A 19,396-nucleotide genomic window follows, 5' to 3' on the forward strand; every position below is an offset into this window, starting at 1 on the left:
CCTGCCCGCGGGGTATTGGCCTGGACCAATGGAGTAGAACATCCGTGCGGGGTAGCTGCAACCCCCTGGTGGGAACGGGTAGTTGGCCCTTCCGGCCGTTACGGCGCCGTCGTCGAAAGCTCACCCATTTGACTTGGCATGAACACTTCCGAAAAGCCGGTCCGCGCTGCTACCACTGAGTAGGCAGAGATCCTGCCGGCCGGTCCAAGGGAGATCCCGTGAAATTGTCCAGACTCGTGGCCCTCTCGTCCTCAGTCCTGCTCGGTGCCGTTCTCGCCCTGACCGGGGCGGGCAGCGCGAGCGCCGCGGCCTCCGTCGACTACGTCGCCCTCGGGGACTCGTACTCCTCGGGTGTCGGCTCCGGGAGTTACATCGGCTCCAGCGGCGACTGCAAGCGCAGCACCCGCGCCTACCCCTCCCTCTGGGCCGCGGCCCACTCGCCCTCCTCCTTCGCCTTCACCGCCTGCTCCGGCGCGCGCACCGGCGATGTGACCGCCGGTCAGCTGGGCCCGCTCAACTCCTCGACCGACCTGGTCTCCATCTCCATCGGCGGCAACGACGCGGGCTTCGCCGACGTCATGACGACCTGTGTCCTCCGGTCGCAGTCCACCTGCCTCAGCCGCATCGCGACCGCCCGCGGCTACGTGGACAACACGCTGCCCGGCAAGCTCGACGCGGTGTACTCCGCGATCAGGGCCAAGGCGCCCAACGCCCGGGTGGTCGTCCTCGGCTACCCGCGCTTCTACAAGATCGGCGGCTCCTGCATCGTCGGCCTCAACGACACGATCCGCAGCGCCATCAACGGCGCCGCCGACTACCTCAACACGGCCACCGCCAAGCGCGCCGCCGACCACGGCTTCAGCTTCGGCAGCGTCACCTCCGCCTTCGCGGGGCACGAGATCTGCTCCGGCGACTCCTGGCTGCACAGCCTCAACTGGCTGAACATCGGCGAGTCGTACCACCCCTTCGCCGCCGGCCAGTCCGGTGGCTACCTGCCCGTCCTCAACGCGCTCGACTGACCGGCGGCGCGCCCCGGGAAGGGGCGCGCCCGCCGACACGGCGTCAACCTCCGTACACGTGTGCGCAATCCCGGTGGTGGGATACACGAGTGTCAGTGGCAGGGGATAGGGTTAACCTGCGGCCGAGTGCCCTCGTACGGGTGGGGAGTGACATGGAACAGATAACGGTACGCAGCAGGGCGCGCGTACCTGCCATTACCTGCGGGAGCGGTGCGACGAGTTCGCGCCTCGACCGCCATCTCGCGGTGCTGGGCGGCCCCGTCGTCCCGCAGCGCGAATCCGCGGAAGCGACCCTGCTGATGCGCGAGCTGACCTCGCGCGACGCCGGGCATGCCCGGCGCAGCCGAAGTGCACGGGTCTCGCTCTTCGCGCCACTGCGCCGGCTGCGGCGCTCCCTCTTCGGCAGCCGCCACTGACCCCACGGCCGCCCAGGATTCACGCAGCGCGCCGCTGCCCGCTCTTCCGTCATCCCCGGAGCGGCAGTGGCGCGTCGCTATGTCCGCACCCGGTTACGCACCGTGCCCGGCGGACTCGGACGGGTAGGGAGGTAATTCGAAGTCGAACTACTTCTACACTGTGCCCATGTCCGAGAAGCGAGCAGCGCGCCTGCGCCCCGATGAGCGAAGAGCCCAGCTGGTGGCGATCGGCATGGATATGCTCGCCGATCGCACCCTGGACGAGCTGTCCACCGATGCCGTGGCCCGCCGCGCCGGAATATCGCGGGGCCTGCTCTTCCACTATTTCGAGTCCAAACGCGACTTCTACCGCTCCGTGGTGCGCCAGGTGTGCGACGACTTCGCCGCCGCCACCGAACCGGACGCCTCGCTGGACCCGGTCTGCTGGACGCGCGCGTTCATCGCCGGATTCGTCGCGTACGTCGCCGGGCGCCGCAGGATCTATCTCGCCCTCGTCCGGGGCGCCGCCGGGAGCCACCCCGCCGTCGAGGACATCGTCGAGACCACCCGCGCCACCCTGGCCCGCCGGGTCGAGGAGGGACAGCGCGCACTCGGCATGCCGCCGTCGCCCCGGCTGACCCTGGCCGCCCGCGCCTGGCTCGCCTTCGCCGAGGAGGCCGTCACCAGCTGGCCGCTGGAGGAGCCGGACGCCCCGGACGAACTCGCCGCCTTCCTGGAGTCCGGCTTCGTCCGGCTGCTCGGCGCCCTGGACCGCCCCGCCGCCCTCCCGGACCGGGACGCGTCCCGGAAGTAGCCCCGCTCACAGCAGCGCGAACTGCCCGTCCGGGCCCTCCTCGCGGTGATCCAGCACCGAGGCGGGCCGCCGCGCGGCCTCCGGCACCGGCAGCACCCCGGCCGCCCGCAGCTCGTCGGCGCCGATCCCCGGCTCCGCCGCCAGCGCCCCGGCCAGCGCCTCCTGCCGGGGCCGCAGCTCGGCCAGCAGGGCGAGCAGCGAGATCAGCTCCAGCAGCTCCGAGGTCCACTCCTGGAGCCAGCCGCGCGCCCGCACCGCGTCGAGCCCCGCATCCCCGGCCCCCGCATCCCCGGCGCCCGCACCCCTGGCCCCCGCCGCCCCGCACGCCGCCGCCCGCCGCTCGCACCACAGCTCCAGCACCCGCACCCCGCTCACCCGGAACTCCCACGCCCCCGCGGGCACCGGCGCGATGCGGCCCGCACCGAGGTGGAGCACCCGCTCCCCGGCGTCGTACACCAGGGGCGCCGGGTCCGGCCCCACGGCGGCCCGCACATACGGCCGCTGCCCGCCCGGCAGCCGGGGCCGCTTCGCCCCGCGCGCCCCGCGCAACTGGAGCCGCAGCAGCTCCCGGCCCAGCCCGACCCCCTCCGCCCAGCGCGCGGCGTCCGCCGGGAGCGGGACCACGCAGCCGGCCGGCGAGGGGCGGGCCGCCGCCAGAATCCAGGCCGCCACCGCGTCGGCGCTCACCCCGTCCCCGTACCGGGCGCGCAGCACGGGCAGCAGGCCCGGCGCGAGGTTGGGTTCGAGGCCGCCGGGGCGGCGGTGCAGCGGGCGGACGCGGCCGGGGCGCCCGGCGGGGGAGTGGCCGTCCGGCAGCAGCGTCGTCACCGACACGGGCGGGCCCGGATCGTGTGGCACCCGGCCGTGCTCCACGAGGAAGAGCTGCCCGGCGTCGGCCACCCGCCACAGCTCGGGCCGGGCCACGTCGATCAGCCGGTGGTCGGGGAGCAGCCACTGCTCGTCGAACGGGCCGTGCAGCACCCGCACCGGCTCCGGACAGGGCCCCGACTCACGGGCGAAGCGGCCGGTGGCGCCGGGCCGGCCGGGCAGGGCGGCCACCGCGCTGTGCTGCGTACGGGCCCGGGTCGGCGCGAACAGCCGCTCGCGCTCCTCGGCCTCGGCACGTACCAGGCGCTCCCAGCGGGCCCGCAGCGATGCCGCGTCGGGGGCGGTGACCCAGGCGCGCCCGGTCCGCAGCGGCCGCACCGACCAGGGCATGAGGTCGTCGAGGAGCGGGCCGCTCGGGTCCGTGCCGGACCCGGCCGCTGCCGGTGCTGCCACCGTGTCGCCCTCCCCGCCTGCCGCGCCCGCCGCCTTCCCCGGCATCGTAACGACCCCGTGCACGGCCCGGTGCGCCTCGATCGTCGGTGCGCCCTCGACCGTCAGTGCGCCTCGACCGTCACCGAGAACGAGAACCGGTCGCCCCGGTAGCGGATCTGCGCCACATCGACCACCCGGCCGCCCTCGTCGTAGGTGACGCCCGTGTAGTACAGGATCGGGCTCAGCAGCGGCACGCCCAGCAGTTCGGCGGTGGCCGGGTCGGCGAGCCGGGCCTCGACCGTGTCGGTGATCCGGGAGATGGGCACCCCGACCCGGTCGCGCAGCACCTTCGTCATCGGCCACCGGTCGAGGTCCGCCGCGTCCAGGTCCGCCGCGACCTCGGGGTGCACCCAGTTCTGCGCCCAGTTGGTCGGCTCGCCGCTCTCCTCCTCGCACCGCAGCCGGCGGTAGCCGACGACCTCCGCGCAGCCGGGGAAGTACTCCGCCACCTCGCCCGGCACCGGGACCGGGCCGTGGTCCAGCAGCGTGGAGCGCTCGCCCGACTGCTGGGCCACGATCGCGTCGATGGAGCCCAGCAGCCGGACCGGCGAGCTGCGGCGGGCGTGCGGCTCGATGAACGTGCCGCGCCGCCGGTGCCGGCTGATCAGGCCCTCCGTCTCCAGCTCCTTGAGTGCCTGGCGCATGGTCAGGACGCTCACCCCGTAGTGCGCCGCGAGCCGCTCCTCGGTGGGCAGCCGCAGCGTGGCGTCCGGGGCGCGGCCCAGTATCGACGCCCGCAGCGACTGCGAGACCTGGTACCACAGCGGCAGCTTGCGGTTCAGGACCAGCGAGTCGGGCGCGAACGAGGCATCGCGGGGCGCGGGGGTACGGGGAGCGGGGTGCGGCACCTGGTTCTCCTGCCTGCGGGGACGCCGGCTCGGGCGGCGGGGTCCGTCACGGCCGGAAGTTGCGGCTCAGACCCTGCCATACGTCGTCGTAACCGTGCTGAAGACGGTCCGCCGACGCCGCCTGAGCGGTGGCGGTGACCGGCCAGCGGGTCTCGAACATGAAGGCCAGTCCGTCGTCGATCTTCTGCGGCTTCAGCTCGGCCGCGCTCGCCCTGTCGAAGGTCTCCCGGTCCGGGCCGTGCGCCGACATCATGTTGTGCAGCGAGCCGCCGCCGGGCACGAAGCCGCCCTTGCCGGCCGTCTTCGCGTCGTAGGCGCCCTCGATCAGGCCCATGTACTCGCTCATCACATTGCGGTGGAAGTACGGCGGGCGGAACGTGTCCTCGCCGACCAGCCAGCGCGGCGCGAACACCACGAAGTCGACCCCGGCCAGGCCCGGCGTGTCCGAGGGCGAGGTCAGCACCGTGAAGATCGACGGGTCCGGGTGGTCGTAGCTGATCGAGCCGATGACGTTGAAGCGGCGCAGGTCGTAGACGTACGGGGTGTGGTTGCCGTGCCAGGCCACCACATCGAGCGGGGAGTGGTCGTACGTCGCCGTCCAGAGGTTGCCGCAGTACTTGTTGACCACCTCGACCGGGCGCTCCACGTCCTCGTAGGCGGCGACCGGCGCCAGGAAGTCGCGGGCGTTGGCCAGCCCGTTGGCGCCGATCGGCCCCAGGTCCGGCAGGACGAAGGGGCGGCCGTAGTTCTCGCAGACGTACCCGCGCGCCGTGGCGTCGAGCAGCTCCACCCGGAAGCGGACGCCGCGCGGGATCAGGGCCACATGACCGGGCTCGGCGCGCAGCATGCCCAGCTCGGTGCGCAGGAGGAGCCCGCCGTGCTCGGGGACGATCAGCAGTTCGCCGTCGCTGTCGCTGAACACCCGGTCCATGGACGTGTCGGCGTGGTAGAGGTGCACGGCCATGCCGGTGCGCTGCGCCGCGTCGCCGTTGCCGCCCAGCGTCCACAGACCGGCGAGGAAGTCCGTGCCGGGCGCCGGGTCCGGGAGCGGGTCCCAGCGCAGCCGGTTCGGGTCGGGGACGGTCTCGGTGAACGGGGCGGTGCGCAGCGCGCCGTTGTCCGTGCGGACGAACGGCGGATGGGCGGCCGAGGGGCGGATGCGGTACAGCCAGCTGCGCTGGTTGTGGGCGCGCGGCTCGGTGAACGCCGAACCGCTCAGCTGCTCCGCGTACAGCCCCAGCGGGGCCCGCTGGGGCGAGTTGCGCCCGTGCGGGAGCGCTCCCGGTACTGCCTCGGAGCTGTGCTGATTGCCGAAACCGGTGGAGTACACAAGCGCCTCCGCCGTCTTCCTCGCCTGCTCGATGCCGCTCATGTGCGCTCCCGGTGAGAAGAAATCCTATGCACAACCGTAGGAATGGAAGGCGGGCGCGTCAACGGCATTCGCCGTGCGGAAGGGGTTCAAAAAGCTGAACAATGCTCTACTCTCCGCCACATGTCGTGGACACGTAGACTTTCGGTGGTCCTGGCGGCGCTCGTCGCCGCAACTCTGGCGGCTCCGGCCGCCCAGGCGCACGAGGAACGGCCGGTCACCCTGCCCGACGGCACCGGCAGCGTCCCCGAGTACCGGTCCGGCGCACCCGACCTGCTGGTCTGCAAGACCGACCGCGCCGACTTCGAACGCCGGGTGTCCGGCTTCCCCGAGGCGCTGAGGACCCGCAACCTCAAGCTCTTCGAACGCTGCCGCGCCTCCGGCTACCGCCACCTCCAGCAGGCCGTGGACGCCGTCGACCGCCCCGGCATGAACATCGCGATCCTCCCCGGCCTGTACGAGGAGGAGCCCTCGCTGCCGAAGCCGGCGGGGGAGTGCGCCCGGCTGAAGGCACCCGACTCCAAGCTCGGCTACCAGATCCTCAGCTACGCCCAGCAGCTGAAGTGCCCGCACAACCAGAACCTGGTGGCGATCCTCGGCAAGAAGGACCTCCAGATCGAGGGCACCGGCGCCGCCCGCACGGACGTCGTCATCGACGCCAAGTACCGCAAGCTCAACGCCATCCGCTCGGACGGCTCCGACGGCGTCTACTTCAAGAACTTCACCGCCCAGCGCACCACCTTCAACTCGCTCTACGTCCTGGCCCAGGACGGCTTCGTCATCGACGACGTACTGACCCGCTGGAACGACGAGTACGGCTTCCTGACCTTCGCCAGTGACCATGGCCTGTACAAGAACTGCGAGTCCTACGGCAACGGCGACTCCGGCATCTACCCCGGCAGCGCCTCGAACATCAACGACGGCTACGGCTACGACGTGCCGCGCTACTCCATCGAGATCACCGGCTGCCGCAGCCACCACAGCATGGTCGGCTACTCCGGCACCGCGGGCGACTCCGTCTACGTCCACGACAACGAGTTCGACCACAACATGGGCGGCGCATCCATGGACAGCGCCTTCCCCGGCCACCCCGGGCTCCCGCAGAACCACGCTCGCTTCGAACGCAACCTCATCCACGACAACAACGCCGACTACTACCGCTACGTCGCCGACGGCACCTGCGCCCGGCCGCCCGCCGAACGCGGCTACGAGGACGGGGTGGTCTGCCCCCAGATCTCCATGCCGCCCGGCACCGGAATCATCACCGCGGGCGGCAACTGGAACCTCTACCTCTGATCTTGGCCAGTGCTCCGCCCTTCAGGGCGGGGGTGAAGGCCATCCTTGGCGCGGAGGCGCGCAGCGCCGGAGTTCGCTGCGAGCCTCCGGGGCAACGGTCAGACGGGCCGCTTCTGGTTCTCGATGTACTGCTTGACCGCGGTCAGCGGTGCGCCGCCGCAGGAGCCTGCGAAGTAGGAGCCGGACCAGAAGTGTCCGCCCCACAGATATCGGCGCACGTGGCTGTCGTACTCCTTGCGCAGCAGCCGGGCCGAGACTCCCTTGAGGCTGTTGACCAGCTTGGAGAGCTGGACCTTTGGCGGGTGGTGCACCAGGAGATGCACGTGGTCGTCCTCGCCGTTGAACTGTTTCAGCTCGGCCTCGAAGTCGCTGCACACCTCCCGCATGATCTCTTCGCACCGCGTCAGCATGGCGTCGGTCATGGCCTTGCGTCGGTACTTCGTTACGAAAACCAAGTGGACGTGCAAGTTGTAGACGACGTGACGTCCTGTGCGTACATCGGGATTGGGGTTCCATCGTGGTGACATAAACCTATGCTAGGGTGAAGATCATGGGTCAGGAAATCGCGTACGAGAAGCGGCAGTTCGGGCACCGCGCCCGACTGGCGCTCACTCCTGCGCAAGTCCGGCTCATGGACGACCAGGGCCACGCGGCGCGTACGACGTGGAACCTGCTGCACGACTTCTGGACGATGACGCCGAAGTACCGCCGCGACTTGAAGGCTGCGGACGAGGCGATCCGGCAGGCCCGCAAAGAGATCGACTGGCTCGGTGTGCTGCCCGCACAGGCGGCACAGGCCGTCCTCAAGACGTATTTCCAGGCATGGAAGAACTGCTGGGAAGGACGGGCGGACGAGCCGAACTTCAAGGCCCGCATCCGCACTCCGCTGACGGTGGACGTGCCGCAGGGCCGGGATCTGAACATCGTTCGGATCAACCGCCGCTGGGGCGAGGCCCAGATCCCGAAGATCGGACGGGTCCGGTTCCGCTGGACCCGCGACCTTCCCATCGGCAAGCGGGCCGACACCGACAACCGGATCACCGGGGCACGGCTGGTCAAGGACTCGCTCGGCTGGCACATCGCCTTCCGCGTCCAGACCCGAGAGGCCGTCCCGGCCCCGCACACCGGTCCCGAGATCGGCATCGACTTCGGCGTGAACCTCCCCCTCGCCCTATCGGACGGCAACCACCAGGACCACAGCCACGCGCCGCGCCTTCCCGACGGCACCGCCGACCGGGACAAGTGGCTCACCGAGAAGGAAAAAACCGTGCTGCTCCGCCTTGAGCAGCACGCCGCACGTCTCAAGCAGCACCGCAAGCGCGGAGAGAAGTTCTCAGGCCGCCTGCGCGCTGTGTACCGCCGGATCGGCAGACTCCGAGCAACAGCCACGCGACGAGCAACCGACTGGCAGCACCAGACCACCACCATGCTCGCCCGCACGTATGGCGTGATCGTGGTGGAAGACCTGCACATCACGAACATGACCAAGAGCGCCAAGGGCACCATCGAGGAGCCGGGCAGGAACGTCGCGGCCAAGGCCGGACTGAACCGCTCCATAGCCCAAGAGGCATGGGGCCGGACCATGACCATGCTCGGGTACAAGACCGCCCGAAACGGGGGCACCCTGGTCAAGGTCCCGGCCCCGTACACCTCCCAGCGCTGCCACGCCTGCGGGCTCGTCACACCCGGCAGCCGCGAGGACCAGGCCACGTTCGTGTGCAAGAACAGCATGTGCGGATGGACCGGCAACGCCGACGAGAACGCGGCCCGGAACATCCTGCACCTGTACCGGATCGGCCACACCGTGGTCATCCCGGCTGCCGGGAGGGCAGTCGTCAGGCGGCGTAAGCCGTCCAACCCACCGGCGCAAGCCAGGCGGGAATCTCCCTCGTTCACGACTCCGTTGGGGAATGCAGAAACTGGCGTCGTCGACTCGTTGTGGTTGGCATGATCGTTCTGTTCGTTGGAGCGAGGGGTGGGCTGGGTGTCGTTGGAGTCCCGGGATGACCGTGGGGTGCCGGAGCTGACCGCTCGGGTGGTGCGGGCGGCGTTCCCGAAGGGCACGCTTGCGGTGCGGGTGCGCGAGGCTCTCGGCTCGCTGTTCGAGGACGGGTCCTTCGCGGAGGCGTTCGCGAAGCGGGGGCGTCCGGCGGTCTCGCCCGGCGCGCTGGCGCTGGTCTCGGTCCTGCAGTACGCAGAAGGGCTCACCGACCGGCAGGCCGCTGACCAGGTGCGGGCCCGTATGGACTGGAAGTTCCTCCTCGGCCTGGAACTGGACGACCCCGGGTTCGACTTCTCTGTCCTGAGCGACTTCCGCGTCCGACTGATCGAGCACGGCCTGGAGGAGAAAGCCCTGGACCTGGTCCTGGAGCGGATCTCCGCGCTTGGGCTGCTGCGGTCGGGGGGCCGTCAGCGCACCGACTCCACCCATGTGCTGGCGGCGGTGCGGACACTGAACCGGATGGAGTTCGTCGGCGAGACCCTGCGCGCCGCGCTGGAGGCGCTGGCCGTGGCTGCCCCGGACTGGCTGAGCGGGTTGGTCACCGCCGACTGGGTCAAGCGCTACGGCGCCCGGGTCGACTCCTACCGGTTCCCCAAGGGCGAGAACGTCCGCGCGCAGTGGGCCGAGCAGGTCGGCCGGGACGGCTTCACCGTCCTTGAGGCCGTCCATGCCCCCGGGGCCCCCTCCTGGCTGCGGCAGATCCCGGCCGTCCAGGTCCTGCGCCGGGCCTGGGTCGAGCAGTACCACCGCGACAGCGAGGGGGTGCACTGGCGGGAGGGCAAGGACCTCCCGCCGGCCAGACGTCGGCTCTCCTCGCCCTACGACCCCGACGCCCGCTACGGCGTGAAGCGGGGATCGGGCTGGTGCGGCTACAAGACCCACCTGAGCGAGACCTGCGAACCCGACGCCCCGCACCTGATCACCCATGTCTGCACCACGGACGCCACCGTCGCCGACACCGAGATCACCGAGGCCGTCCACCAGGGCCTGGGACAACGGGAGTTGCTTCCCGACGAACACGACGTGGACGCCGGCTATGTCACCGCCGCGCACATCGTCACCGCCCGGGACCAGTACGGGATCGAGCTGGTGGGGCCGGTCGGCCTGGACACCTGCCACGAGAACCATGACGGCGAGCACTTCACACAGAGCGCGTTCACCATCGACTGGAACGCCAAGACGGCCGTCTGCCCCCAGGGCAAGGTCAGTGCCAGCTGGTCCGATCAGCGCAAGAGCAGCGGCACACCCGTCTCGCGGGTGCACTTCACCGCTCAGGACTGCGCGGCCTGTCCGGTGCGGGACAAGTGCACCAGGGCGTCGAACGGCAAGTGGGGCCGAAGCCTCACCCTGCTGCCCCGCGAGCAGCAGCAGGTTCTCGACCAGCGCCGCCGGGAACAGCGAACCGAGGAGTGGAAGAAGCGGTACGACATCCGGGCCGGTGTCGAGGGCACGATCTCGCAAGCCGTCCGCCGCACCGGCATCCGCCACACCCGCTACACCGGGCAACGCAAGACCCACCTCGGCAACGTCCTCGCAGCCACCGCCATCAACATCATCCGACTCGACGCCTGGCTGAACGGCACCCCCCTCGGCCCAACACGCACCTCCCACCTCGCCGCACTCACCCTGACAGCCTGACCACCAGCCCCGTTTCTGCATTCCCCAACGGAGTCGTTCACGAGGGAGTGAGCTTCAAGGCCCCTGGTTCCACCTCCCCGAGGCGCTGCTGCGCTCCGCCGGAGGCGGCACCCGGCTCACCGCCGGCCTGTACGCCGACGACCACACCGCCTGGGCCGTGGACGCGAAGCCCGTCCGGGCCGCCACGACCCTCGGCGGCGCCCCCGCGAGCCCCACCGCCCCGCCCGACGACGGCACCACCACCGTCACGGTCACCGTCGAGCACGGCACGGTCCGCCCGGCACCCGGCCGCACCGGCATCGACAAGGGCTCCACCGTGCGCCTGCGGGTGCGCAGCGACCGGGACGACACCCTGCACGTCCACGGCTACGACAAGGAGGCGGAACTGCCCGCCGGACGCACGGTCACGCTCACCTTCACCGCAGACCGGGCCGGTCTCTTCGAGGTCGAGACCCATGAGTCGGACCTGCTGCTGACCCAGCTCGTCGTCCGGTGACCGGCGCACCCGCCCCCGGCGCCGCCACCGTCCTCGCCCACGGCATCGGCGCCCAGCACGACCTGCCGCTCTCGCCGTTCTACGCCTTCGCCGGGGCCTTCGCCGCGCTGTTCGTCTCCTTCCTGGCACTCGGCCTGCTCTGGTCCGACTCGCGGTTCACCGGCCGGCGGGCGGGCCGCCCGCTCCCGGCCGCCGTCCAGCGCCTCACCGACGCCCGTACCACCCGGCTCACCGCCCGCGCACTCGGCCTGGCCGCCGCGCTGTACGTGGTGCTCGCCCTGCTCACCGGCCCCGCAGACCCGGACCGCAACCCGGCACCCGGCGCGGTCTACGTCCTGCTGTGGGTCGGGCTCGTCCCGGCCTCGCTGCTCCTGGGGCCCGTCTGGCGCCCCCTCAACCCGCTGCGCACCCTGCACCTGCTCGCCTGCCGGGCCCTCGGCCACGACCCGGAGACCGGCCGCCCCCTCCCCGTACGCCTCGGCATGTGGCCCGCGGCGGCCGGGCTCCTCGCCTTCACCTGGCTCGAACTCGTCGCGCCCGACCCCGCCTCGCCCACCGCCCTGCTGGCGTTCCTCGGCTGCTACGCGGCCGTCCAGCTGGCGGGCGCCGCGGTGTACGGGGCCCGCTGGTTCGAGCACGCCGACGCCTTCGAGGTCTACTCCGGCCTGCTCGCCCGGCTCGCCCCGCTCGGCCGCCGCCCCGCCGACCGCCGGCTCGTGGTGCGCTCCCCGTTCAACGGGCTCGACGCCACACCCCGGCTGCCCGGACTCACCGCCACCGTCTGCGTGATGCTCGGCTCCACCGCGTACGACGGCTTCTCCGACGCGCCGCGCTGGATCGGCACCGTGCAGACCTCCGCCCTGGGCCGTACCACCACCGCCACCCTGGGGCTGCTCGGCGCGGTCGCCCTCGTCGCCGCCCTGTACGCGCTGTGCGCCGGGGCGGTCCGGCTGGTGTGCGGTCAACTCGCCCACCCACTCGCCGCGTTCGCGCACTCCCTGGTACCGATCGCCGTCGGCTACCTCGTCGCCCACTACTTCACGCTCTTCGCCACCGAGGGCCCGCGCACCGTGCGCCTGCTGCTCGGCGCCGACCGGCCGGACCCGCCCGCACCACCGCTGGGGCCCGGCGGCGTCGCCACCCTCCAGGTCCTCGCGATCGTCACCGGACACGTCCTCGGGGTCGTCGCCGCGCACGACAGATCCGTACGGCTCATGCCGCCCCGGCGCGCCGTCATCGGCCAGCTCCCGCTGCTCGTCCTGATGATCGCGTACACGGTCGGAGGTCTCGCCCTGCTCATCGCCTGACCGCGCACCCGCCCCGCGCCGGGCGCGCAGGAGGTCCACGGCATCATGGAAGACGTGCCCCACGCCCACACCAACCTCCGCCGCGCGCCCGTGCAGCAGCGCAGCGCCGAACGGCTCGCCCGGATACTCGACGCCTGCGCCCAGCTCCTGGACGAGACCGGCTACGAGCAGCTGTCCACCCGCGCGGTCGCCGCCCGCGCCGGGGTGCCCATCGGCTCCGTCTACCGCTTCTTCTCCAACAAGCGCTCCCTGGCGGACGCGCTGGCCCGCCGCAACCTGGACAGCTATGCCGAGCGGATCACCGCCCGGCTGACCGCCGTCGAGTCCGCCGACTGGCGCGGCGCCATCGACGCCGTGCTCGACGAGTACCTGGCGATGAAGCGCACCGTGCCCGGCTTCGCCCTGGTCGACTTCGGCGCCCCCGCCCCCGACGAGGACCCGGCCGACGACGCCAACCAGCGGGTCGCCGGCCGGCTCGCCGAACTCCTGGCCGCCCAGCTGGGCCGGGAGGCCGACGAGGACCTCTCGCGCGCCATCCTGGTCTGCGTGGAGGCGGCCGACGCCCTGCTGAAACTCGCCTTCCGCGCCGACCCGTCCGGCGACGCCGCGATCGTCGCCGAGACCCGCGAACTCCTCCACGCCTACCTCGCGCGACGGCTCGACTGAGCGGGGGCCGGCACAGGCGTGCCGGTGAACCGCGCCCGGTGCGGGACAACTTTGCGCGAGTCATTCCCTCACCGGGCGCGGTGGGCTAATTTCAGGCCACTGCTGCCGCTCCCCACCGCTCCACCACCATCCTTTCCGGGCGGAACCACATGACTCGCGCCATCACGCTCAACAACGTCAGCAAGGCATACGGACGGTCCCCACGCGCCGTCGACCGCCTCTCGCTCCACATCGATCCGGGCGAGTTCGTCGTCCTGCTCGGGCCCTCGGGGTGCGGGAAGTCGACGGTGCTCCGCATGATCGCCGGCCTGGAGGACATCACCGACGGCGAGCTCCTGCTCGACGGCGAACAGGCCAACCACCTCACCCCGCGCGAGCGCGGGATGGCCATGGTCTTCCAGAACTTCGCGCTCTACCCCACCATGACCAACCGGGACAACATCGGCTTCCCGCTGAAGCTGGAGAACCCCCGCCAGGACCACACCGAACGCATCGAGAACACGGCCAGGATGCTCGGCATCGAGCGCGTCCTGGACCGCCGCCCCGGCCAGCTCTCCGGCGGCGAGCGCCAGCGGGTCGCCATGGGGCGGGCCATCTCGCGCCAGCCGTCCGCCTTCCTGATGGACGAGCCGCTGTCCAACCTCGACGCCAAGCTCCGCAACCATCTGCGCGCCGAGATATCCCAGCTCACCAAGGAACTCGGCGTCACCACCGTCTATGTGACGCACGACCAGGCGGAGGCCATGTCTCTGGGCCACCGGGTCGCCGTCATGCGCGGCGGAATCCTCCAGCAGGTCAGCACCCCGCGCGAGGTGTACGCCCTGCCGGAGAACGTGTTCGTCGCCGCCTTCATCGGCACCCCCCGGATCAACCTCCTCCAGGCCGTGGTGCACGCGCCGCTGGAGGGCCGGATGTCCATCGACCTGGGCCGCCAGCGCCTGCCGCTGTCCGAACCGCTCAGCCACGACCACCAGTTGCTGCGCATCCAGCAGGGCCGCCCGATCATCGTCGGACTGCGCTCCGAGGCGGTCCGGATCGCCCCGCCCAGCCAGGCCCGGCCGGGCGAGGTCGCGCTCAGCGGGATCGTCGAGCACGTCGAGTACCAGGGCCACGAGGCGCTGGTGCACCTCAACACCGGCTCGCGGCCCGCCGTAGTCCCGGAGCTGGAGTTCGCCCGCACCGACCGGGGGCCGGTACGCCGGCGGCGCGGCGCGGCGGGCGGCGCCGGAGTGCTGGAGCGGATCAAGGAGCGCGCCACCTCCTACGTCGGCGGCGGTTCCGTCGCCGTCCTGGAGGCGCCGGAGACCGGCGACCTGCCGCCCGGCGCGCACAGCCCGGACCGGCCCGCCGTCACCTCCAGCGACCTCGTCGTGCGGACCGGGCCCGACATGATGCTGCGCACCGGCGGCCAGGTGCCGCTCCTGGTCGACCTCGCCCACCTGTACGTCTTCGACCACCAGGGCCGCCGCATCTGCCCGCTGCCGAAGGACGTACCCGGCCTGGACATGTAGGAGGCTCTGAGCCTCCCACTGGCCGGGCGCCCCCGGCACGCCGACGTGACAAGGGTCTCTGGCGCCCAAAAACCCAGACCGACCGGCGGATGGGGGGCGGCGTCGCGGGTCCGGGCACGCACGTCTGCGGCGTTGTCGTCAATCAACAACGCTCCGCGTTGCCTCAATCCTCCGCCTTGCAGCCGCACGCACCCAGCCCCGCTCCTTCACCCGCCCCCCATCCGCCGGTCGGTCTGGCAGCGCTAGTTTGGGGCCCGGACGATCCCGTCCGTCACCGCGAGCCGGGAGGAACAGCGATGAGGGCCCACGAGGGTATGTACATCGGCGGCGCCTGGCGGCCCGCCGCGGGAACGGACACGATCGCCGTCGTGAACCCGGCGGACGAGCGGGTCATCGGCCATGTCCCGGCCGGCACCGCCGAGGACGTGGACGCCGCGGTACGGGCCGCGCGCGCCGCCTTCCCCGGCTGGGCCGCCACCCCGCCCGCCGAGCGCGCCGCCCGCCTCGCGGCCCTGCGCGACGTGCTGGCCGCGCGCGCGGAGGAGATCGCCGGGACGGTCACCGCCGAACTGGGCGCCCCGCCCGCCCTGGCCGCCTCCGTGCACGCAGGGCTCCCGGTCCTGGTCGCCTCCTCCTACGCCGACCTCGCCGCCACGTACTCCTTCGAGCAGCGGCACGGCAGCTCCGCGGTGTACCTGGAGCCGGTCGGCGTCGTCGGCGCGATCACCCCGTGGAACTATCCGCTGCACCAGATCGTCGCCAAGGTGGCCCCCGCGCTCGCCGCCGGCTGCACGGTCGTTCTCAAGCCCGCCGAGGACACCCCGCTCACCGCACAGCTGTTCGCCGAGGCGGTCGACGAGTCCGGGCTGCCCGCCGGCGTGTTCAACCTGGTCACCGGCCTCGGCCCGGTCGCCGGACAGGCGCTCGCCGAGCACGAGGACGTCGACCTGGTCTCCTTCACCGGGTCCACCGCCGTGGGCCGCCGTATCGGCGCCCTCGCCGGCGGCGCCGTCAAGCGCGTCGCCCTGGAACTCGGCGGCAAGTCCGCCAACGTGGTCCTCCCCGGCGCCGACCTCGCCCGCGCGGTCAACGTGGGCGTCGCCAACGTGATGTCCAACTCCGGCCAGACGTGCAGCGCCTGGACCCGGATGCTGGTGGACGCCGGCCGGTACGAGGAGGCCGTGGCCCTCGCGGCGGCGGCCGTCGCCAAGTACGTGCCGGGCGACCGGATCGGCCCGCTCGTCAACGCCGAGCAGCGGGCCCGGGTGCGCGGTTACATCGAGAAGGGCGTCGAGGAGGGCGCCCGGCTCGTCGCCGGCGGCCCCGAGGCCCCGCTGCCCACCGGCTACTACGTCAGCCCCACGGTCTTCGCCGACGTCACCCCGGAGATGACCATCGCCCAGGAGGAGATCTTCGGCCCGGTCCTGTCCATCCTGAAGTACGAGGACGAGGAGGACGCGCTGCGCATCGCCAACGGCACCGTCTACGGGCTCGCGGGCGCCGTCTGGGCCGCCGACGACGAGACGGCCGTGGCCTTCGCCCGCCGCATGGACACCGGCCAGGTCGACATCAACGGGGGCCGCTTCAACCCGCTCGCGCCCTTCGGCGGCTACAAGCAGTCCGGCGTCGGCCGGGAACTGGGCGAGCACGGCCTGAGCGAATACCTTCAGACCAAGTCCCTCCAGTTCTGAACCGGTTCCGCCCGCACGCCCCCGTTCCGCCCACCGAACAGCAAGGAGCCAGTCCGTGGTCCGCGCCGCCGTACTGTCCGCCGTCGGAGCTCCGCTGGAGATCACCGACATCGTCCTGCCGGAGCCCGGCCCCGGCCGGGTGCGCGTCCGTCTCGCCGCCGCCGGGGTCTGCCACTCCGACCTCTCGCTGTCCAACGGCACGATGCGGGTGCCCGTCCCCGCCGTCCTCGGCCACGAGGGCGCCGGCACCGTCGTCGCGACCGGCGAGGGCGTCACCCATGTCGCCCCCGGCGACGGCGTCGTCCTCAACTGGGCGCCCTCCTGCGGCAGCTGCCACCACTGCGGCATCGGCGAGGTGTGGCTCTGCGCCTCCGCCCTGGCCGGCACCTCCGCCGTCCACGCCCGCACGGCCGACGGCACCGAACTGCACCCCGGCCTGAACGTGGCGGCCTTCGCCGAGGAGACCGTCGTCGCCGCGAACTGCGTGCTGCCCGCCCCGGACGGCATCCCGCTCACCGACGCCGCGCTGCTCGGCTGCGCGGTGCTCACCGGCTACGGCGCCGTCCACCACAGCGCCCGGGTCCGCGCCGGCGAGTCCGTCGTGGTGTTCGGCATCGGCGGCGTCGGGCTCGCCGTGCTCCAGGCCGCCCGGATCGCCGGCGCCTCGACGATCGTCGCGGTGGACGTCTCCCCGGAGAAGGAGGAGCTGGCCCGCCGGGCCGGCGCCACCGACTACGTCGTCGCCTCGGACACCACCCCGCGCGCCGTCCGCGCGCTCACCGGCGGCCAGGGGGCCGACGTGGCCGTGGAGTGCGTGGGCCGGGCGGCCACCATCCGCGCCGCCTGGGAGTCCACCCGCCGGGGCGGCCGCACCACGGTCGTCGGCATCGGCGGCAAGGACCAGCAGGTGACCTTCAACGCCCTGGAGATCTTCCACTGGGGCCGGACCCTGTCCGGCTGCGTCTACGGCAACAGCGACCCGGCCCGCGACCTGCCCGTACTGGCCGAACACATCCGCGCGGGACGCTTCGACCTGTCCATGATGGTCACCGACCGGATCGGCCTGGACGGCATCCCGGCCGCGTTCGACCACATGATCGCCGGCAAGGGCGGCCGCGCCCTGGTGGTTTTCTAGGGCTCGTGCCGGGGAGCGGGCTCCAGCTGTGCGTACTGCAGTTCGAGCCCGTCCACCAGGGCGCGCAGCCCCGTCTCGAACGCCCCCTCGTCCACCTGCTGCCGCCGCTCGGCCAGCAGGTGGGCCTGCCCCAGATGCGGATAGTCGGCCGGGTCGTACGCCGTCTCGTCGTCCACGAACCCGCGGGCGAACGAGCCCAGGGCCGAACCGGTGATGAAGTAGCGCATCAGCGCGCCGATGGAGGTCGCGCGGGCCGGCGGCCAGCCCGCGCGCACCATGGCCCCGAACACCGCGTCCGCCACCCGCAGCCCGGCCGGGCGCCGCCCCGGCCCCCGCGCCAGTACCGGGACGATGTGCGGATGCGCGGCGAGCGCCGCGCGGTAGGAGACCGCCCAGTCGTGCAGGGCGGCCCGCCAGTCACGCGGATCGGACTCCTCGAACATCGACAGATCGACCTGCGCGGAGACGGCGTCGGCGACCGCGTCCAGGATCTCGTCCTTGTTGCGGAAGTGGTTGTACAGCGAGGGCCCGCTGACCCCCAGTTCGGCCGCCAGCCGGCGGGTCGAGACGGCGTCGAGCCCCTCGGCGTCCACGAGGGCGCTCGCCGTCTCGACGATGCGTTCTCTGCTCAGCAGGGGCTTGCGCGGGCGGGCCATGCGGCACATAGTAGGCCCTGCGACCTAAAAACTAGCAGTGCTAATTAAGGGGGAGGTGCGGGCTGTGAACCTGGAGCTCAGCGAGGAGCAGGAGGCCGTGCGGCAGCTCGCCCGGGACTTCGTCGCCCGCGACGTCGCCCCGTACGCCGCCGAGTGGGACCGCTCCGAGAACGTCGATATGTCGATCGTGAAGAAGCTGGGTTCCCTCGGCTTCCTCGGCCTGACCGTCCCCGAGGAGTACGGCGGCTCCGGCGGCGACCACCTCGCCTACTGCCTGGTCACCGAGGAGCTGGGCCGGGGCGACTCCTCGGTGCGCGGCATCGTCTCGGTCTCCCTCGGCCTGGTCGCCAAGACCGTCGCCGCCTGGGGCGACGAGGAGCAGAAGCGGCGGTGGCTGCCCCGGCTCACCTCCGGCGACGCGGTCGGCTGCTTCGGCCTGACCGAACCGGGCACCGGCTCGGACGCCGCCGCGCTGGCCACCCGCGCCGTCCGCGACGGCGGGGACTATGTGATCAACGGCAGCAAGATGTTCATCACCAACGGCACCTGGGCCGATGTGGTGCTCCTCTTCGCCCGCACCGACGACGACCCCGGCCACCGGGGCGTCTCCGCCTTCCTGATCCCGGCCGACACCCCCGGCCTCACCCGCCGCGCCATCCACGGCAAGCTCGGCCTGCGCGGCCAGGCCACGGCGGAACTGGTCCTGCGGGACGTCCGGGTGCCCGCGAGCGCCCTGCTGGGCCCCGAGGGCAAGGGGTTCTCGATCGCCATGTCCGCCCTGGCCAAGGGCCGGATGTCGGTGGCGGCCGGTTGCGTAGGCATCGCCCGAGCCGCCCTGGACGCGGCCGTGGGGTACGCCGGTCAGCGCGAGCAGTTCGGCCGGCCCATCGCGGGCTACCAGCTCGTCCAGGAACTCATCAGCGACATCTCCGTGGACGTCGAGGCCGCGCGCCTGCTGACCTGGCGCGTCGCCGACCTCGTGGACCGGGGCCGGGACTTCGCCACCGCCGCGTCCCAGGCGAAGCTGTTCGCCTCCGAGGCCGCCGTGCGCGCCGCCGACAACGCCCTCCAGGTCTTCGGCGGCTACGGCTACATCGACGAGTACCCGGTCGGCAAGCTGCTGCGGGACGCCCGGGTGATGACGCTCTACGAGGGCACCAGCCAGATCCAGAAGCTGATCATCGGCCGGGCCCTGACGGGCGTCTCCGCGTTCTGAGTACCGTCTGAGTATCC

At 72.1% G+C, this 19,396-nt stretch carries 17 protein-coding genes and 1 pseudogene; 13 read left to right on the top strand and 5 right to left on the bottom strand.

Features of this window, described 5'->3' with window-relative positions:
- Positions 1-218 precede the first annotated feature (218 nt).
- The 3 genes from DNK56_RS12080 (at position 219) to DNK56_RS12090 (ending at position 2,228) form a co-directional block, all read left to right on the top strand.
- The gene (locus tag DNK56_RS12080) at positions 219-1,019 is read left to right on the top strand and encodes an SGNH/GDSL hydrolase family protein (protein ID WP_199563778.1); all 801 of its coding nucleotides are present in this window, start codon (positions 219-221) and stop codon (positions 1,017-1,019) included.
- Between the two features lie 152 nt (positions 1,020-1,171).
- Positions 1,172-1,435, top strand: coding sequence for a hypothetical protein (locus DNK56_RS12085; RefSeq protein ID WP_093709516.1), 264 nt, complete (start codon positions 1,172-1,174; stop codon positions 1,433-1,435).
- A gap of 166 nt (positions 1,436-1,601) precedes the next feature.
- Positions 1,602-2,228 (top strand): TetR/AcrR family transcriptional regulator, encoded by a 627-nt coding sequence (locus DNK56_RS12090; protein WP_111333415.1) that lies wholly within the window; start codon positions 1,602-1,604, stop codon positions 2,226-2,228.
- Positions 2,229-2,234: 6 nt separating this feature from the next.
- On the opposite strand, the gene DNK56_RS12095 is transcribed toward DNK56_RS12090, so the two are convergent.
- From DNK56_RS12095 to hmgA, 3 genes are read right to left on the bottom strand one after another with little or no spacing between them, the layout of a single operon-like run.
- Positions 2,235-3,554: a type ISP restriction/modification enzyme gene (locus DNK56_RS12095; protein ID WP_158558540.1), complete on the bottom strand. Its 1,320-nt coding sequence runs from the start codon at positions 3,552-3,554 to the stop codon at positions 2,235-2,237.
- Between the two features lie 56 nt (positions 3,555-3,610).
- Complete coding sequence (locus DNK56_RS12100) at positions 3,611-4,396, bottom strand: GntR family transcriptional regulator (protein ID WP_111333417.1); 786 nt, start codon at positions 4,394-4,396, stop codon at positions 3,611-3,613.
- 46 nt (positions 4,397-4,442) lie between these two features.
- On the bottom strand, positions 4,443-5,768 hold the full coding sequence (gene hmgA / locus DNK56_RS12105) for a homogentisate 1,2-dioxygenase (protein WP_111333419.1): 1,326 nt from the start codon (positions 5,766-5,768) through the stop codon (positions 4,443-4,445).
- Positions 5,769-5,888: 120 nt separating this feature from the next.
- Here hmgA and DNK56_RS12110 point away from each other — a divergent pair.
- Positions 5,889-7,055: pseudogene (locus DNK56_RS12110) on the top strand (right-handed parallel beta-helix repeat-containing protein); the annotation flags it as partial.
- A gap of 104 nt (positions 7,056-7,159) precedes the next feature.
- On the opposite strand, the gene tnpA reads toward DNK56_RS12110, so the two are convergent.
- The gene (tnpA, locus tag DNK56_RS12115; RefSeq protein ID WP_111333421.1) at positions 7,160-7,588 is read right to left on the bottom strand and encodes an IS200/IS605 family transposase; all 429 of its coding nucleotides are present in this window, start codon (positions 7,586-7,588) and stop codon (positions 7,160-7,162) included.
- A 23-nt stretch (positions 7,589-7,611) separates the two neighbouring features.
- Here tnpA and DNK56_RS12120 point away from each other — a divergent pair, with 23 nt between their 5' ends.
- From DNK56_RS12120 to DNK56_RS12160, 8 genes are all read left to right on the top strand, one after another.
- The gene (locus tag DNK56_RS12120) at positions 7,612-9,012 is read left to right on the top strand and encodes an RNA-guided endonuclease InsQ/TnpB family protein (RefSeq protein ID WP_274543569.1); all 1,401 of its coding nucleotides are present in this window, start codon (positions 7,612-7,614) and stop codon (positions 9,010-9,012) included.
- 33 nt (positions 9,013-9,045) lie between these two features.
- Positions 9,046-10,701 (top strand): IS1182 family transposase, encoded by a 1,656-nt coding sequence (locus tag DNK56_RS12125; protein ID WP_111335593.1) that lies wholly within the window; start codon positions 9,046-9,048, stop codon positions 10,699-10,701.
- 157 nt (positions 10,702-10,858) lie between these two features.
- Complete coding sequence (locus tag DNK56_RS12130) at positions 10,859-11,197, top strand: hypothetical protein (protein ID WP_241989847.1); 339 nt, start codon at positions 10,859-10,861, stop codon at positions 11,195-11,197.
- Complete coding sequence (locus DNK56_RS12135) at positions 11,194-12,504, top strand: hypothetical protein (RefSeq protein ID WP_111333423.1); 1,311 nt, start codon at positions 11,194-11,196, stop codon at positions 12,502-12,504. Before DNK56_RS12130 ends, DNK56_RS12135 begins: the two co-directional genes overlap by 4 nt.
- Before the next feature lie 45 nt (positions 12,505-12,549).
- The gene (locus tag DNK56_RS12140; RefSeq protein ID WP_111333425.1) at positions 12,550-13,170 is read left to right on the top strand and encodes a TetR/AcrR family transcriptional regulator; all 621 of its coding nucleotides are present in this window, start codon (positions 12,550-12,552) and stop codon (positions 13,168-13,170) included.
- 149 nt (positions 13,171-13,319) lie between these two features.
- Complete coding sequence (locus DNK56_RS12145; protein ID WP_111333428.1) at positions 13,320-14,681, top strand: ABC transporter ATP-binding protein; 1,362 nt, start codon at positions 13,320-13,322, stop codon at positions 14,679-14,681.
- A 296-nt stretch (positions 14,682-14,977) separates the two neighbouring features.
- Complete coding sequence (locus DNK56_RS12155; RefSeq protein ID WP_111333431.1) at positions 14,978-16,372, top strand: aldehyde dehydrogenase family protein; 1,395 nt, start codon at positions 14,978-14,980, stop codon at positions 16,370-16,372.
- Between the two features lie 55 nt (positions 16,373-16,427).
- Positions 16,428-17,507: a Zn-dependent alcohol dehydrogenase gene (locus DNK56_RS12160; RefSeq protein WP_111333434.1), complete on the top strand. Its 1,080-nt coding sequence runs from the start codon at positions 16,428-16,430 to the stop codon at positions 17,505-17,507.
- Here the strand turns inward: DNK56_RS12160 and DNK56_RS12165 are convergent.
- Entirely contained in the window at positions 17,504-18,163 is a 660-nt protein-coding gene (locus DNK56_RS12165; RefSeq protein WP_111335724.1) for a TetR/AcrR family transcriptional regulator, read from the bottom strand. The genes DNK56_RS12160 and DNK56_RS12165 overlap by 4 nt on opposite strands.
- A gap of 64 nt (positions 18,164-18,227) precedes the next feature.
- Here DNK56_RS12165 and DNK56_RS12170 point away from each other — a divergent pair, with 64 nt between their 5' ends.
- Positions 18,228-19,379 (top strand): acyl-CoA dehydrogenase family protein, encoded by a 1,152-nt coding sequence (locus tag DNK56_RS12170; protein ID WP_111333436.1) that lies wholly within the window; start codon positions 18,228-18,230, stop codon positions 19,377-19,379.
- The last annotated feature ends 17 nt before the right edge of the window (positions 19,380-19,396 follow it).

This window comes from Streptomyces sp. AC1-42W (assembly GCF_003248355.1).
Classification (GTDB): domain Bacteria; phylum Actinomycetota; class Actinomycetes; order Streptomycetales; family Streptomycetaceae; genus Streptomyces.